1 protein-coding gene and 1 pseudogene are annotated in these 1,714 nt (G+C 37.5%); one reads left to right on the forward strand and one right to left on the reverse strand.

Features of this window, described 5'->3' with window-relative positions:
* Positions 1-206: 206 nt before the first annotated feature.
* Complete coding sequence (locus HMPREF3144_RS03660; protein WP_070476462.1) at positions 207-854, reverse strand: DUF5710 domain-containing protein; 648 nt, start codon at positions 852-854, stop codon at positions 207-209.
* 204 nt (positions 855-1,058) lie between these two features.
* Between HMPREF3144_RS03660 and HMPREF3144_RS11380 the strand changes: the two are divergent.
* A pseudogene (locus HMPREF3144_RS11380) lies at positions 1,059-1,714 on the forward strand (transposase); the annotation flags it as partial.

Genomic DNA, 1,714 nt, shown 5'->3' on the forward strand with positions numbered 1-1,714 from the left:
TTAGAGGGTGACAACTATCCTGACATAGAGAGAACATTGAAACTAAATTATTAACTACTGATGAAATTATAAGAAAAGAAGCTCATGCTCTAAGAAATTTTCGCGCAAAATTTTTACTTTCATTAAATAAATTAGCTCAGTTTTATCCAAAACTAAATCATACTATTAGTTCAGATAGTCAGTTTTTAACTGTAGGTGGAGCTAAATTAATTCCCTACAAATAAAGCATGTTTTTTAATTAAATAATCTGTTGAAGACCAAGAGGTATCATCATGCAAAACGAAGTCATTTTTAAGCTTAATTTTATGTACTTTAAGTTTTGATGCTGATTCTTTATTTGTTATATAGAATGGTCCATCACTATCATTAAATAGATGAAAATTTCCTTGGAGGGTTTTGCAGTATGGACAGAAATTTGCATAGTAAGCGGATTGTGTCGTTTTGGAATACATTTTTTTAAAATTAAAACTTTGACTTACTTCATCTAAAATATATTGAGGAGTGTTTGAATCTGGTGAACCTATATGTAAATCATTGTCGTATTCGCTATCCTTTATTATATTGAAATCACCATAAAAATTTAATATAAAGTCGTAACTAAAGCCAATTACGCTAATATAATTAGTACATTTAAAACAAGTACGGTTAGCCTCAACTATACATAAATTATCACAAGCTATACTAAGTCGCCAAGCAGACAACAAACTATTTTCCTGATACTCTGGTAGCCATCTTAATATTTGAATATAGTTTTTTCGATAAGAATAAGTCCATTTTTTTAGTGCAGGATTCCATTTTGCGCCTAAAGATTTGGCCTCATCTTTTTCTGCATAAGGAACATTTAGAATTAACATGCTTTACCTTCTTTACCTTAAAAATATAATAATATTGATGATTTGTATAATTAATTCAGAGTATATCAAAATCATCAAATAGTTGCGTTGTATCGGTAGCGGAGTTGCGTTGTATCGGTAGCGTTAAGAAAAATAAAAATCCTATGGTAATCTCCCCTCAGAACCGTAGTGATTTAAGGTAGAATTTTCTATAAAGGAAATTCAATGCGTAAATCAAGATATACCGATAGTCAAATTTTAGCGATTCTTAAGCAGGCAGAGGCCGGTACGCCGCTGCCTGCGCTTTGTCGTGAGCACGGCATGAGCAGCGCCACCTTCTATAAATGGCGTGCCAAATATGGTGGCATGGACACCTCCATGATTGCCCGTCTTAAGGAGCTTGAGGCGGAGAATAAACGCCTCAAGAAGATGTATGCCGAAGAACGCCTGAAGGCAGAAATCATCAAAGAGGCGATGGAAAAAAAGTGGTAGCGCCATCTCGGCGTAAAGAGATGGCGCAAAAGGCTGTCCAGTATCGTGGTGTCAGCATCCGCTTAGCTTGCCAAGCCTTCGGCATCAGTCAACGTTGCTACTATTACCAAGCCAAAGGGCGTGAGGAGAATGAGCTCATCGCCGATTGGCTGTTAAAACTAGCTGCTGAGCAGAAGACGTGGGGCTTTGGTCTTTGCTTTCTCTATCTTCGCAACGTTAAGGGTTTCAAATGGAATCACAAGCGAGTCCATCGCATCTATCGGGAGTTGCAACTCAACCTGCGCATCAAGCCGCGCCGTCGCATAAAACGAGATCGTCCGGACACTTTAGGAACAGCCACAGGCATTAACCAAGTCTGGTCGATTGACTTTATGCACGATACACTCTCT

Origin of the sequence: Oligella sp. HMSC05A10 (genome assembly GCF_001808335.1) — a bacterium.
GTDB lineage: Bacteria > Pseudomonadota > Gammaproteobacteria > Burkholderiales > Burkholderiaceae_B > Oligella > Oligella urethralis.